Here is a 12,691-nt window from a genome sequence, read left to right as displayed (position 1 = left end):
TCGTCGATCCGGTTTGCTGGGAGCATGACCAACGACACCAAACCCGGTAGCCGGGCAGTCCTCTTCGACATCGATGGCACCCTGGTCGACTCGAACTACCTGCACATCGACGCGTGGGATCGCGCTTTCGTCGAGATCGGGCATCCCGTCGACCTATGGCGCATCCACCGTTCCATCGGAATGGACTCGGGCAAGCTGCTCGAACGTCTGCTGGGAACGGATGCCTCGTCCCTCGGCGAAGACGCGAAGAAGCTGCACAGCAGCAGGTACCTCTCGTCGACGGATCGCCTCCGCCCGATCAGCGACAGCACCGAGCTGCTGGCCGAGCTGGCCCGCCGAGGCCACAGCGTGGTGCTCGCCACCTCGGCGCCCGAGGAGGAGCTGAAGATTCTGCTGGGCGTTCTCGAGGTGGATGATTCGGTGCAGGCCGTCACGTCGTCAGAAGACGTCGGCACGGCCAAACCCGATCCCGACATCATCCAGAGCGCTCTGGAGAAGGCCGGTGTGAGCGCCGATCAGGCCGTCATGGTGGGCGACTCCGTCTGGGATGTCGAGGCGGCCAAGCGTGCCGGCGTGCAGAGCATCGGTGTTCTGAGCGGAGGCTTCAGTCGCGAGGAACTGCTCGAGGCCGGCGCGGCCGCGGTCTACGAAGACATCGCAGCGCTCCTGCGCGAGCTCGACGACAGCCCCATCGCGCGCCAGGGCTCGTGAGCGAGGAACGCCGCCGCGAGATCGGCGAACACGACAAACCGGTCGAAGACGAGCTCGCCGAATCCTTCGACAACACCATCAGCGAGGGTGCGGAGCGTCTGCACCGCACCTGGCGGGCCATCCTGATCACCGGATTCTTCGGCGGGCTCGAGGTCGGGCTCGGGGTGATGGCCTACCTGGCGGTGCTCAACCAGACCGGTGATCACCTACTCGCGGGCCTCGCGTTCAGTGTGGGTCTCGTGGCCCTCTTCCTTGCCCACAGCGAGCTGTTCACCGAGAACTTGCTCATGCCGGTCGCCGCGGTCGTCGCCCGTGAGGGCAACGTGGGGCACCTGGCGCGGCTCTGGGGCGGAACTCTGCTCACCAACCTCCTGGGCGGCTGGATCTTCATGTGGCTTGTGGTTCAGGCGTTCCCCCAGTGGCATGACACGCTCGCAGAAGCGGCACAGCACTACACCGACGCGCCGTTCGGGCTGCAGAGCATCGTGCTCGCGGTGATCGGTGGCAGCACCATCACGCTGATGACCCGCATGCAGCAGGGCACGACCTCCGACCCGGCGAAGATCGTCGCGACAGTCATCGGCGGGTTCCTCCTCGCCGGCCTCTCGCTGTTCCACTCGATTCTGGATTCGCTTCTCATCTTTGGGGCGATCCAGTCGGGCGCATCCATCACCTACCTCGACTGGTTGGGCTGGTTCGGCTACACCCTGCTCTTCAACATGCTCGGCGGACTCGTGCTGGTCACCGCGCTGCGTCTGTTGCGTACGAAGGAACTCTTCGAGGGCAAGCGTCGGGCCGCGGACTGACGGTCTTCAGATCGACGTTCGTGGCGCTAGACGACCCCGCTGGTGCCGAGCAGGGTGCCAACCGTGAAGGTCGCGACCAGCGCCAGCGCACCACCGATCACAACCCGCACCGTCGCCCGCCCGACAGGGCTGCCGCCGAGGCGGGCGCCGATGACCCCCGTGAATCCGAGCGCGACCAGCACGACGAGGAACGTCACCGGAACCCGCACGGCGTCCGGTGGCAGCAGGATGGCCAGCAGTGGCAGAATCCCACCGATGAGAAAGGCGAGCGCCGACGCGCCGGCGGCGTTCCACGGGCTGACGACGTCGTCTTCGTCGATGTTGAGCTCCATCGCGAGATGGGCTCGCAGAGCATCCCGCTCGGTCAGTTCGACGGCGACGCGGCGAGCGGTGTCGGCCGACAGGCCACGTTCCTCGTAGAGGCCGGCGAGTTCGACGAGCTCACCGTCGGGGTCGGTCGCCAACTCGACGCGCTCCTTCTCGATGAGGGCACGCTGGCTGTCGCGCTGGCTGCTCACCGAGACGTATTCACCGAGCGCCATCGAGATCGCGCCGCCGATCAGTGCGGCCGAGCCGGCCGCGAGAAGCGCGGGTGAGGAGGCGCTCGCCCCTGCGACGCCCACGACGATGGCGGCGACGGAGACGATGCCGTCATTGGCGCCCAGTACTCCGGCGCGCAGCCAGTTCAGGCGGCCGGCAAGGCTGCCGGCATGCGGCTCGTGCGGTTGGCCGGCGAAGGCGGATTCGGCGCTCGGGGTTGTCATGAGGCCACGATAGGCGTCTGACTGCCCCGGTTCCAGCGTGGACAGCCTAGCCTTACGCGCGACGCCGACCCGCGTGGGGGGCGTGCAGCTCCGGATGCCCGGCCCGTTACCCTCGCCGATCGGGCGAACGGATCGAGCGCAGCCGGTCAGGTCATGTCGCCCGTCCCGGGCCGGCCGTGGCCGGGGCCGTAGCGCAGCAGCACGGCTCCGCTCACGAGGTCGGGCTCGGCCGAGAGCAGGGTCAGCGAGAGCGCGGCGCCGTCGTCGGGGAACAACCGCTTTCCGGAGCCGAGCGCGATCGGGTACACCCAGAGGTTCAGCTCGTCGAAGAGGCCTTCGGTCACGAGGGTGCGGGCGAACTCGAGGCTGCCGATGACATGGATCTCGGCGTGCCGTTCGCGCAGCGAATCCACCTCGGCAGCGAGATCGGGGCCCAACACCTTCGACCCGCTCCAGCTGGGTTCCACGCCGCGACGCGACGCGACGTACTTCGGAATGGCATTGAACTTCGAAGCGATGGGGTTGTCGTCGCCGAGCTGCGGCCAGTATGCGGCGAAAATGTCGTAGGTGCGCCGACCGAGCAGCAGAGCATCCATCGCCCGGATGCCCCGCATGATCTGTTCACCACTGTGACCGTTGGGAAAGGGCGCCTGCCAGCCCCCGAACTCGAACCCGCCGCTCGTGTCTTCGTCTGGCCCGCCCGGCCCCTGCCCGACCCCGTCGAGAGTGCTGAAGATGTCGATGATGATGCGGCCTGTCATGGAAGGCGATCCATCGCATGCAGCACATCGACCGCGGAGGTGAGCTCGGCCCCGCGCTCGCCGGTCTGGCCGAGCTCGGGGGTCGACTCGGCGTACGCGCGACGACCGGTCACGAAGAAGAGGCCCCGGGCGGGCACCTGCCCGTTGTTGACGTACATGTGCGGCCGGTGCGAATCGAAGTTGAGCGAGTCGCCCGCCCTGATCACGTAGGTGTCGAACTCGAGGTGCACCGTGAGCTCACCCGAGAGGAGGTAAGCGTATTCGTACCCACTGTGCCTCATCAGCCGGCCCTCCACCGAGCTCGAGCCGCCGGGCGCGTAGGTGACGAGCAGCGGATCCACGGGGCCACCCGATCCGGTCGCCAACCGTTCCCAGCGAACCCCGTTCTCCATCTCGAGCACCGGGTTGTCGCTGCCGTGCTGGATGGCGGAACGCATGCCCTCGGCGGGAACCTCGGTTCGCGCGGCGGGCTCGGGCGACTCATCGGCACCACCGGTGGAAGACGAACCGGAGCCGGAACCACCCGACCCGCCCCCCGCTGCCGGCGTCGACCCCAGCAACTCGTCGAACGAGATGCCGAGCTGGTTGACCAGCGCGTAGAGGGTGCTCACGGAGGGCTGCGTCTTTCCCGTCTCGACCTGGGAGATGAGGCTCGCCGAGACGCCCACCTCGGCGGCGATGCTGCGCAGGCTCAGACCTTTGTCCAGGCGCGCTGCGCGGAGCTTGGGACCCACTTCTTCGTTGATGACCCGCTCCTTCGTCTCGTAAAACGAGTCCGGTTCTGTGCAGTCGAGGTTCACGCTGCGACGCAACCCCTCTGCGAATTCTAGAGCCCCGCGCAGGAAAGTCGCTCGTGGAACGAATCATTCTGACCCACTGGCCCAGAAAAGTAATTAAGCTAGAGTGAACACCATCGTTCACGCAGACTGAACCCCGACAGCGGTGTCGGGGCGAGAGGTTCACACAATGGGTACAGCAACACGAGGCACCAACGCCGTGGACTGGGAGCAGCGGGTCGATTTCGACCGCTTGCGCAGCGAGCGTCTGGCCCGGCTGAAGGGCAAACTCGAGGCCTCAGAGCTCGGGGCCGTTCTCGCCTTCGACTTCGCGAACATCCGCTACATGACGTCGACCCACATCGGCACCTGGGCGATGGACAAGCTCATCCGCTTCAGTCTGCTGACCCGCGTCACCGACCCCATCATGTGGGATTTCGGTTCGGCGGCGAAGCACCACTCCCTCTTCAACCCCTGGCTCGACCAGACGACGGCCGAGGCCGACGCCGATCCGCACGCCCCGCACCACGGTGCCGTGCGCCCGCGGCTCGAGAGCGGCTCGCGCGCCGGCATCTCCACCCTGCGCGGTGCGTTCAGCCCCGATGCGGAGATCGCGGATCGGGTTGCCGCGAAGATCAAGCGAGAGCTCGAGAAGTTCGGCGTCGCAAACGAACCGCTCGGAGTCGATGTCATCGAGTTGCCCATTCTCTTCGCGCTGCAGAAGCTCGGTATCGAGGTCGTCGACGGGCAGCAGGTGTTCCTCGAGGCCCGCCGCATCAAGACCGGCGACGAGGTGTCGCTCCTGACGCAGGCCGCGTCGATGGTGGATGCGGCCTACGAAGACCTCTACGAGTTCCTGAAACCGGGTGTGCGCGAGAACGAGTGCGTCGGCCTCGTCTCGAAGAAGCTCTACGACCTCGGCTCGGAGTACGTCGAAGGGGTCAACGCGATCTCCGGCGAGCGCTGCTCGCCGCATCCGCATGTCTTCTCCGACCGGCTGATCCGGCCCGGTGACCCTGCGTTCTTCGACATTCTGCACAGCTTCAACGGCTACCGCACCTGCTACTACCGAACCTTCGCGGTCGGTTCGGCGAGCTCGGCGCAGGTCGACGCGTACAAGCGCGCCCGCGAGTACATGGACCGCGCGATCGCCCTGGTGCGCCCCGGCGCGACGACGGCCGACATCGTGAAGGTGTGGCCGAAGGCGGAGGAGTTCGGGTTCGCCGACGAGGAGGCCGCCTTCGCCCTGCAGTACGGCCACGGCGTGGGCCTCTCGATCTGGGAGAAGCCGATCTTCTCGCGGCTGGTCTCGCTCGAACATCCCGAGACCCTCGAAGAGGGAATGGTCTTCGCCCTCGAGACCTACTGGCCGAGCGCTGACGGCTGGGGGGCCGCACGCATCGAGGAGGAGGTCGTCGTGACCGCCACGGGCTGCCAGGTCATCACGAAGTTCCCCGCCGAAGACCTACTGGTGGCCGGTAAGCGGTACTTCGCTGTCGGCGGAGCCCTGCCGAACCTGCGCGACTCGCAGTCGCACCTCAACACGGCCGCGGGTCGGGGCGAAGAGGGCGCTTGATGGCCGGGCCGAAAACCGCCCTGCCGCGCGTCGGCTTCATCGGCCTCGGCACGATGGGGCAGGCGATGGTTTCGCGACTGCTCGAAACGGGCCACGAGGTCACGGTCTGGAACCGCTCGCAGGCGGCGACGGATGCTGTGGCCGGGCTCGGTGCGACGAAGGCCGACAGCGTGCACGACGTGCTGCAGACCGGTCTCGTGTTCTCCATCCTCTCGAACGACGCCGCCGTGGCCGAGGTGTTCACCGCCGATGTTCTGGCCGCCGCACCCTCCGGATCGCTGCACGTCAACATGGCGACCGTGAGCACGGAGGCGGCGACGATGTTCGATTGCCTGCACCGGGAGCACGGTGTCGCCTACGTGGCGGCCCCGGTTCTCGGCCGCTCGACCGTCGCCTCGAAGGGGCAGCTGACCATTCTCGCCGCGGGTGCAGACGCTGGCATCGCCCGCGCCCTGCCCTGGCTCGAGGCGATGGGGCGGCGCATCTGGCCGTTCGGCGTCGATCCTGCCGCCGCCAACGTGGCGAAGATCTCGATGAACTATCTGATCATCCACGCGCTGCAGGCGATGTCGGAGTCGCTGACCCTGCTCGAGGCGAGCGGCGTCAGTACGTCGACGTTCGTCGACCTGATGGCCGACAGTCTGTTTCCGGGCCCGGTCTACGCAGGCTACGGGGCACTCATCGCTGACGCGCGGTACCAGCCGGCCGGGTTCACGACCCGACTCGGACTGAAAGACCTGGGGCTCGCCCAGCGGGCCGCATCCGAGGTCGGCGTGCCGCTCGCCCTGGCCACCGACCTGCGGGAAGTGTTCGAGGCGGCCATCGCCGACGGGCACGCCGACGATGACTGGTCGTCGATCGCCGAAGTCGCGCGTGGTCGGTCGCGCCGCCAGTAGGTTTTCGTTCAGAAGAACAATGCAAAGGAGCAGAACACGATGAAGGCAGCGGTCTTCCACGGCGCAAAAGACATCAGGGTCGAGAACGTCGCCGACCCCACCGAAGTGGGCGCATTCGACGTTCTGCTGAAGCCGTACTGGTGCGGGGTCTGCGGCACCGACCTGCACGAGTACGCGATGGGGCCGATCGTCATCCCTTCGGCGCCGCATCCGCTGAACGGGTCGACCGCCCCGCAGATCCTCGGCCACGAGTTCTCGGCCGAGATCGTGGAGGTCGGCAGCGGCATCACCCACCTGAGTCCCGGCCAGCGCGTCTCGGTCATGCCCCTGCTCTTCTGCGGCACCTGCTACTACTGCCGCCGAGGCCTCAACCACCTCTGCCAGAAGATGGCCTGCGTCGGGCTCAGCTTCGCGTGGGGCGGCATCGCCGAACTGGCCGTCGTTCCGGCCAGCCACGTCAGTGTGCTGCCCGACAGCGTCAGTGACCTGCAGGGAGCCCTGGTCGAGCCCGGTGCTGTCGCCGCCTACGGAGTCGACACGGCCCAGGTGCGCCCCGGTGACTCGGTGCTCATCACCGGTGCCGGTCCGATCGGGGCGCTCGCGTCGCTCTACGCCGCATCCCTCGGCGCCACCGTCTTCATCTCGGAGGTCAACCCTGTTCGCGCCGCGCTCGCCCGGTCGCTGGATGTCGGCGAGGTACTCGACCCGACACAGATCGACGTCGCCGCGTACCTCAAAGATCTGAACGGGGGTGTCGGAGTGGATGCCGCGATCGAGTGCTCGGGCAACGAGCGCGCCCTCAACACCACCCTCGCCGCCGTGCGGAGTGCCGGCCGCATCTCGCAGACCGGCCTGCACACCAGGGCCGCCGCGATCGACCCGATGGTGCTCTCGGAGCACGACATCACCCTCGCCGGCACCTGGTGCTACCCCGTCACCGACTGGCCCCGCATCGTCGACCTCATCGCCCGCGGCCGCTACCCCGTCGAGAAGGTGGTGAGCGCCCAGATCGCGATGGAAGACGTCGTCGACAAGGGCTTCGAAACGCTGCTCTCGCCCTCCGGCGACCAAGTGAAGGTTCTGGTGAACGCACGATGAAAGCTCTGCAGTACACGGTTCAGGATGTCGCGGAGGTCGTCTCTCTCGCCGTGCCGTCGATCGCCGAAGACGAGGTGCTCGTCGCGGCCCGCCGGGTGGGGGTGTGCCACTCCGACATCGACCTGCTCGAGGGTCGGTACATCATCCCGTTCAGCTACCCGCTCATTCCCGGCCACGAGTGGTCGGGCGAGGTGGCCGCGGTCGGTTCGCGCGTGACCTCGTTCGCCGTCGGCGACCGTGTCGTGGGGGAGTGCGTCATCGGCGCCGACCACTTCGGGTTCTCGATCTCGGGCGCGGCCGCTGAGTACTTCGTCGCCAAGCCGTCGTGGCTGCACAAGCTGCCCGACGCCCTCTCCTTCGCCGACGGAGCCCTCGTCGAGCCCTTCAGCGTGGCGTACTACGCGCTCCGCCGGGTGGGCAACGTCGACGCGAGCGACACCCTCGTCGTGCTCGGCGCGGGCCCGATCGGGCTTGCGGTGACGGCGGCCGCATCCGCCCTCGGGGCGCAGGTCATCGTCGTCGAGCCCGCCGAGGGGCGCCGGGCGACAGCCGTGCAGCTGGGTGCGGCCACTGCCGTGCATCCGAGTGACGCTTCTGACGTGGTTCTCGCGCAGTCGGGCGGCCGTGGCGCCGACGTGGTGGTCGAGTGCAGCGGGCGCCCCGAGGTCATGGCGCAGGCGCTGGAGCTCGCCGGCTTCCGCGCCCGCGTCGCCTACATCGGCATCGACGTGGGTCGCATGGCCGAGGCGCGCCTCGGCCTGATCCAGTCGAAGGAGCTGACGATCACCGGTTCGATCGGTTCACCCGGTGTCTGGCCCGAGACGCTGCGCTTCCTCGCCGGCGCGAAGATCGACCTGAGCCCGCTCATCACCCAGGTGTTCGACGTCGACGAGGCGCTCTCCGCGCTCTCGTCGGCGCACAACCCCTCCACGACCATCAAGGCGCAGATCGAGTTCGCGGCCCCCGCCGGCCCCTAGGGTTTCACCGCTCGGTGGAGGCGGCGGCTCGCTATGCTCGGCAGATGACCGTGGAACGCGTGGGGGGCCGGCGCCGGTGGCTGGTGCCGGTCGTCGCTGTTCTCGTGGCGGCGCTCGTCTACGCGACGGTCGTGCTGCTCTATGCGGGCGGGCTGCGGGAGTCGAGCAACGGATGCGTGGTGGTCGTCAAGGGCGACGAGCGCCTCAACGGCGACGACCTGGTCAAGGTGGAACTCCAGCCCGCGGCAGTGAACGCGGCGAACCAGCGGATACAGTTCCAGCTGACGCTGAAGCTGCCGGACCGTCTTCTCTCGCCCGACGGCTACACGGCCAACCAGACCGTCAACCTGCTGACCTTTCCGGTCGATGGGTCGAGTGTCTTGACGTTCCCGGAGGGCGAGGCGCTCGGCAGCTCTACCCAGTCGGACTATGCCGAGGGAATCGTGGAGGAGTGGCCCTTCGACAGCTACCGGGCCCACCTGACCACTTTGGCTTACACGGGGGAGGGCGATGAACGCGTCGGTGTTCCCACAGAGGTGTGCCTGGACGACACGGTGCCGGGGTGGCAGCTCAATACCCAGACGAAGCCCAGTGACAACAGTGTTACAACAGCCAGCGGCGAACAAGCCTTGCCGACGGTGGAGATCACCGCCACGCGGTCGGCCAGCACGGTCGCATTCGGCATTGTTCTGCTCGGGCTGATGGCGGCGACCCCGGTGCTGGTGCTGTTCGTGGCGATCAGCGCCTACACCGGTCGACGCAGGGTCGAGGCCACCCTCACGAGCTGGATCGGCGCGATGCTCTTCGCCGTCATCCCGCTCCGCAACTTTCTCCCCGGCTCACCGCCGGTCGGATCGTGGATCGACTACCTCGTCGTGCTCTGGGTGATCGTCGGGCTCGTCACAGGGCTCACGATCTACGTGCTCGCCTGGAACCGGTGGGGCACCTGCGCCTCCCCCCGTGGGCCTGAGCCGCGCGAGCCGGCCCCGCCCGACCCGTCCCCGAGCAACCCGCCTCACGCGGTGTAGTACCCGGCCTCGAGGTCTTCCAGCAGCGTCGGGCCGGTCGGTTCCCAGCCGAGGAGCCTGCGGGTGGTGTCGCTCTCGGCGGGCTGGTCCCCGCCGAGCAGGGCGCCGAACACGCCCAGCTGCGCCGGATCGACTGCAGCCGCAGGCAGTCCCGTCTTTCTCGAGATGACCTCTGCGACGTCGCGCATGGCCACGCCCTCCTCGCCGACGGCGTGCAGCACAGCCCCGGCGGGTGCCCGCTCGATCGCGAGGAGGAACAGTCGGCCGGCGTCACCGATGTGCACCGCGGGCCACCGGTTCCGGCCGTCGCCGACGTAGGCGGCCGTGCCCAACTGGCGGTCCAGCCCGACCAGGGCGGCGATCAGGCCGTTGCGGTCTCCCTCGCCGTGCACGGTTCGGGGCATGCGCACCAGAGCAGAACGGATGCCGCTCTCCGAGAGCGCCAGGACGGCGTCGGCGGTCTGCGCGCGGGCACCGGCCGGCCCGGTCGGGTCGAGGTGATCGGCCTCGGTCGCCATCCGTCCCTCAAGAATGGGCGTGCCGGATGCCGCGACGAACGCCTTCCCGCTTCCCGCGAGGGCGGTGTGCAGCTTGGCGATCAGCGCCAGTTCGTTCTCGACGGTCTCTTCGAAAGCAGAGAAGTCGAGCGTGAACGCCAGATGTGCGGTCGCGTCGGCTTGTGCTGCCTGAGCGACGATCAGGTCGTGGTCGTGCATACCGCCGAGGACGGCCGTGCCTCCGAGGTCCCGGATCCTCGCGGCCGAGGCCTCCGACCGGGCCAGCCCGGTCACCCCGTGGCCAGCACCGATGAGCTCACGGGTGAGCGCAGTGCCGATCCAGCCCGACGCGCCGGTGATGAAGACCTTCATGATGGTTCCTCTCATCGAGTCGCTTATGTGACTCGGTAACATCACCATACACCTGATGTGACTGAGTAGCATCAGCTATGATCAGAGCATGGGTCGATGGGAGCCGGATGCGCAGGGGAGGCTCCTGCGCGCCGCCCTCGAACTCTTCGCCGAACACGGCTATGAGGCGACGACGACGGCGCAGATCGCCGAACGGGCCGGTCTGACCAAGACGACGCTCTTCCGCCTCTTCGCCGACAAACGGGAGATCGTGTTCCAGGCGCAGGATGAACTCACAGCCCTCGTGAGGCGGGGTGTCGATGAAGCGGTTGAGGGTGCGGGCCCGACAGAGCTCATGGTGAACGGTGTGCGCATCCTGTCGGGCGCGCACACCGAACAGCACCGCGCGACGGGGCGCATCCTCGATCCGATCCTCGCCGCCAGCCCCGAGCTGAACGAGCGGGCGATCTTCAAGCGTTCGGCGATCACGTCGGCGCTGGAGGATGCCCTCCTCGGGCACGGCGTCGACCCGCTGCGGGCGGGGGTGCTGGCCGACCTCGGAATCAGGGCGTACTACGGCGGCTACGACGCCTGGGTGGCCGCCGACGACTCGACGACGCTGACGGAGCACGTTCTGGCCCGGGTCACACTGCTCCGGAGTGAACTCTCACGCATCTGACCGCCTTGTCGGGCGCCGCTGATGCGCTGATGCGTCATCCTCACAATCTGAGCAGAGCGGCTCTCGTCCCTCAGAGCATTTCGAGGGGCACCGAGCGAACGGGCGGCGGAAAGGCGTCATCGAGGCGTTTCAGGTCGGCTGCACTCAGGTGGAGATCGCGGGCGGCGGCATTCTCACGAACGTGCTGGGCGGTCGAAGCTTTCGGAATGGCCAGCACAGAACCGTTCCGCATGGACCAGGCCAGCGCGACCTGTGCGGGTGTCGCGCCGAGTTCCCGGGCGATGTCGGCGAGTGCGGGCTCATCCAGCAGCCGGCCCTGCTCGACGGGGGAGTACGCCATCACGGGCATACCGACCGAGGTGGTCCAGGGGAGCAAATCGAACTCGGGGCCACGGCGGCTGAGGTTGTAGAGCACCTGGTCGGTCTGGCAGCCCGGGGGTAGCTGTTGGAGGTCTGAGGTGTCGAGGTTGCTCACACCCCAGGCGCGGATCGATCCGTCTGCCACGAGGGCCTCGAAGGCCGCCACGGTCTCCTCCAGCGGATGCCGGCCACGCCAGTGCAGCAGGTACAGGTCGAGCCGGTCGGTACCCAGGCGGCGGAGGCTGGCGTGGCACGCCTCGACGGTTCCCTTCGCCGAGGCGTTCGAGGGCAGCACCTTGCTCACCAGAAAGACGTCGTCGCGGCGGCCACTGATGGCCTCGCCGACGAGTTCCTCGCTTCGGCCGTTGCCGTACATCTCCGCGGTGTCGATCACGGTCAGACCAAGGTCGACACCGGTGCGGATCGCGTCGATCTCGGCGCCCCGGATGGTGGGGGAGTCGCCCATGTTCCAGGTTCCCTGCCCGAGAGACGGAACGGTGGTGCCATTCGGGAAGGAGATCATGAGTGCTTTCGTTTTCGCTGCCGGGCTTTGATGAGGGACTGGATGCGCACCCAGAGCTCGCTGTAGGCGTGAGCTGCTTCGGTGTGGGGCGCGAATGAACCGACGGGCGCCCGGTCGGATCCCATTCGCTCGATCGTCACTGTGCTGGGCACGACGATGTTCGAGACGACCGGGTTCTCTTTCGGCATGGTGACGACCGCATCCCGATGCTGGGTCTTTCGGCGGTCGACCATCGAGAGAAAAGCGAGCACAGGGGGGCGCGACGGTGACGAGTGCACGAATTCGGTGACCTGCTCGAGGGAGCGGAGCGACAGCGGTGACGGCACGAGCGGCACGACGACAAGGTCGGCGGCGTGCAGGGCGTTCTCTGCCACGAGACCGGCGCCGGGCGGGCAGTCGAGAATGACGACGTCATAGTCGCCGGTCACCGCCTCGAGAAGCCGTTTGATGCGTTCGGACGGTTTCTTGTTCTGGTCGAGAGTGAGGTCGAGGTCACGGTAGCTGGTGTCGGCGGGCAGCACGTCGAGTCGGTTGATGGTGGTCGAACGGATCGCCGCCCCCAGGCGGGTGCGCCCGTCGACGAGGCCGGCCACGCCGCCCTTGACCTTCGGCTTCACCTGCAGGAGGTAGGTGGCCGCGCCCTGCGGGTCGAGGTCCCAGAGAAGTACCCGAAAGTCGTGGGCTGCTTCCCACGCCAGATTCACCGCCGCGGTTGTCTTGCCGACCCCGCCCTTCGTGCTGTAGACCGCGATGACTTTCACGCTGGAGCCGCTGCGCTGAGCTTCACTGCTGCACTCACTGCCGCTCCTTCGTTCACCCGATATTCAGCATGCGTGATAAGAGTGACACAGCAGAAAGACGATCAGGGTCAGGGCCGTCGTATTGTCG

General features: G+C 67.6%; 14 protein-coding genes. 8 read left to right on the top strand and 6 right to left on the bottom strand.

The features are described 5' to 3' along the window. The first annotated feature begins 24 nt into the window (after nucleotides 1–24). Complete coding sequence (locus B7R24_RS15985; protein WP_116419940.1) at nucleotides 25–711, top strand: HAD family hydrolase; 687 nt, start codon at nucleotides 25–27, stop codon at nucleotides 709–711. After that, nucleotides 708–1,517, top strand: coding sequence for a formate/nitrite transporter family protein (locus tag B7R24_RS15980; protein ID WP_116419939.1), 810 nt, complete (start codon nucleotides 708–710; stop codon nucleotides 1,515–1,517). The genes B7R24_RS15985 and B7R24_RS15980 overlap by 4 nt, the downstream gene beginning before the upstream one ends. A 26-nt stretch (nucleotides 1,518–1,543) precedes the next feature. Here B7R24_RS15980 and B7R24_RS15975 read toward each other — a convergent pair whose 3' ends face one another. The 3 genes from B7R24_RS15975 to B7R24_RS15965 all read right to left on the bottom strand — a co-directional run bounded on the left by B7R24_RS15975 (nucleotide 1,544) and on the right by B7R24_RS15965 (nucleotide 3,842). Beyond that, the gene (locus tag B7R24_RS15975; protein ID WP_116419938.1) at nucleotides 1,544–2,281 is read right to left on the bottom strand and encodes a VIT1/CCC1 transporter family protein; all 738 of its coding nucleotides are present in this window, start codon (nucleotides 2,279–2,281) and stop codon (nucleotides 1,544–1,546) included. A gap of 146 nt (nucleotides 2,282–2,427) precedes the next feature. After that, a complete protein-coding gene (locus B7R24_RS15970; RefSeq protein ID WP_116419937.1) occupies nucleotides 2,428–3,042 on the bottom strand; it encodes a dihydrofolate reductase family protein in 615 nt (204 codons plus the stop codon). Then, on the bottom strand, nucleotides 3,039–3,842 hold the full coding sequence (locus tag B7R24_RS15965; protein ID WP_216363737.1) for a helix-turn-helix domain-containing protein: 804 nt from the start codon (nucleotides 3,840–3,842) through the stop codon (nucleotides 3,039–3,041). Before B7R24_RS15965 ends, B7R24_RS15970 begins: the two co-directional genes overlap by 4 nt. A gap of 166 nt (nucleotides 3,843–4,008) precedes the next feature. Here B7R24_RS15965 and B7R24_RS15960 point away from each other — a divergent pair, with 166 nt between their 5' ends. From B7R24_RS15960 to B7R24_RS15940, 5 genes are read left to right on the top strand one after another with little or no spacing between them, the layout of a single operon-like run. Next, a complete protein-coding gene (locus tag B7R24_RS15960) occupies nucleotides 4,009–5,394 on the top strand; it encodes a M24 family metallopeptidase (protein ID WP_116419936.1) in 1,386 nt (461 codons plus the stop codon). Continuing rightward, nucleotides 5,394–6,290, top strand: coding sequence for an NAD(P)-dependent oxidoreductase (locus B7R24_RS15955; RefSeq protein ID WP_116419935.1), 897 nt, complete (start codon nucleotides 5,394–5,396; stop codon nucleotides 6,288–6,290). Before B7R24_RS15960 ends, B7R24_RS15955 begins: the two co-directional genes overlap by 1 nt. A 39-nt stretch (nucleotides 6,291–6,329) precedes the next feature. Further along, nucleotides 6,330–7,388, top strand: a complete 1,059-nt coding sequence (locus tag B7R24_RS15950; protein WP_116419934.1) for a 2,3-butanediol dehydrogenase — start codon at nucleotides 6,330–6,332, stop codon at nucleotides 7,386–7,388. Further along, nucleotides 7,385–8,365: a zinc-dependent alcohol dehydrogenase gene (locus B7R24_RS15945; RefSeq protein ID WP_116419933.1), complete on the top strand. Its 981-nt coding sequence runs from the start codon at nucleotides 7,385–7,387 to the stop codon at nucleotides 8,363–8,365. Before B7R24_RS15950 ends, B7R24_RS15945 begins: the two co-directional genes overlap by 4 nt. Nucleotides 8,366–8,409: 44 nt before the next feature. Beyond that, the gene (locus B7R24_RS15940; RefSeq protein WP_116419932.1) at nucleotides 8,410–9,393 is read left to right on the top strand and encodes a DUF4436 family protein; all 984 of its coding nucleotides are present in this window, start codon (nucleotides 8,410–8,412) and stop codon (nucleotides 9,391–9,393) included. Here B7R24_RS15940 and B7R24_RS15935 read toward each other — a convergent pair. Continuing rightward, a complete protein-coding gene (locus B7R24_RS15935) occupies nucleotides 9,381–10,262 on the bottom strand; it encodes an NAD-dependent epimerase/dehydratase family protein (protein WP_116419931.1) in 882 nt (293 codons plus the stop codon). The genes B7R24_RS15940 and B7R24_RS15935 overlap by 13 nt on opposite strands. 88 nt (nucleotides 10,263–10,350) lie before the next feature. Here B7R24_RS15935 and B7R24_RS15930 point away from each other — a divergent pair, with 88 nt between their 5' ends. Further along, nucleotides 10,351–10,920: a TetR/AcrR family transcriptional regulator gene (locus tag B7R24_RS15930; protein WP_116419930.1), complete on the top strand. Its 570-nt coding sequence runs from the start codon at nucleotides 10,351–10,353 to the stop codon at nucleotides 10,918–10,920. Nucleotides 10,921–10,990: 70 nt separating this feature from the next. Here B7R24_RS15930 and B7R24_RS15925 read toward each other — a convergent pair whose 3' ends face one another. Continuing rightward, a complete protein-coding gene (locus tag B7R24_RS15925; protein WP_116419929.1) occupies nucleotides 10,991–11,803 on the bottom strand; it encodes an aldo/keto reductase in 813 nt (270 codons plus the stop codon). Beyond that, a complete protein-coding gene (locus tag B7R24_RS15920) occupies nucleotides 11,800–12,564 on the bottom strand; it encodes a ParA family protein (RefSeq protein ID WP_116419928.1) in 765 nt (254 codons plus the stop codon). Before B7R24_RS15920 ends, B7R24_RS15925 begins: the two co-directional genes overlap by 4 nt. Between the last annotated feature and the right edge of the window lie 127 nt (nucleotides 12,565–12,691).

The sequence above is a fragment of the Subtercola boreus genome (assembly GCF_003399645.1).
Classification (GTDB): Bacteria; Actinomycetota; Actinomycetes; order Actinomycetales; family Microbacteriaceae; genus Subtercola; species Subtercola boreus_A.
This window is presented reverse-complemented; position numbering and strand designations above follow the sequence as displayed.

What these genes read in the sequence shown, in the direction of transcription:
- B7R24_RS15930 (WP_116419930.1), top strand. Translation starts at nt 10,351, where the DNA reads ATGGGTCGATGGGAGCCGGATGCGCAGGGGAGGCTCCTGCGCGCCGCC.
- B7R24_RS15955 (WP_116419935.1), top strand. Translation starts at nt 5,394, where the DNA reads ATGGCCGGGCCGAAAACCGCCCTGCCGCGCGTCGGCTTCATCGGCCTC.
- B7R24_RS15945 (WP_116419933.1), top strand. Translation starts at nt 7,385, where the DNA reads ATGAAAGCTCTGCAGTACACGGTTCAGGATGTCGCGGAGGTCGTCTCT.
- B7R24_RS15985 (WP_116419940.1), top strand. Translation starts at nt 25, where the DNA reads ATGACCAACGACACCAAACCCGGTAGCCGGGCAGTCCTCTTCGACATC.
- B7R24_RS15940 (WP_116419932.1), top strand. Translation starts at nt 8,410, where the DNA reads ATGACCGTGGAACGCGTGGGGGGCCGGCGCCGGTGGCTGGTGCCGGTC.
- B7R24_RS15925 (WP_116419929.1), bottom strand. Translation starts at nt 11,803, where the DNA reads ATGATCTCCTTCCCGAATGGCACCACCGTTCCGTCTCTCGGGCAGGGA.
- B7R24_RS15935 (WP_116419931.1), bottom strand. Translation starts at nt 10,262, where the DNA reads ATGAAGGTCTTCATCACCGGCGCGTCGGGCTGGATCGGCACTGCGCTC.
- B7R24_RS15970 (WP_116419937.1), bottom strand. Translation starts at nt 3,042, where the DNA reads ATGACAGGCCGCATCATCATCGACATCTTCAGCACTCTCGACGGGGTC.
- B7R24_RS15960 (WP_116419936.1), top strand. Translation starts at nt 4,009, where the DNA reads ATGGGTACAGCAACACGAGGCACCAACGCCGTGGACTGGGAGCAGCGG.
- B7R24_RS15950 (WP_116419934.1), top strand. Translation starts at nt 6,330, where the DNA reads ATGAAGGCAGCGGTCTTCCACGGCGCAAAAGACATCAGGGTCGAGAAC.
- B7R24_RS15975 (WP_116419938.1), bottom strand. Translation starts at nt 2,281, where the DNA reads ATGACAACCCCGAGCGCCGAATCCGCCTTCGCCGGCCAACCGCACGAG.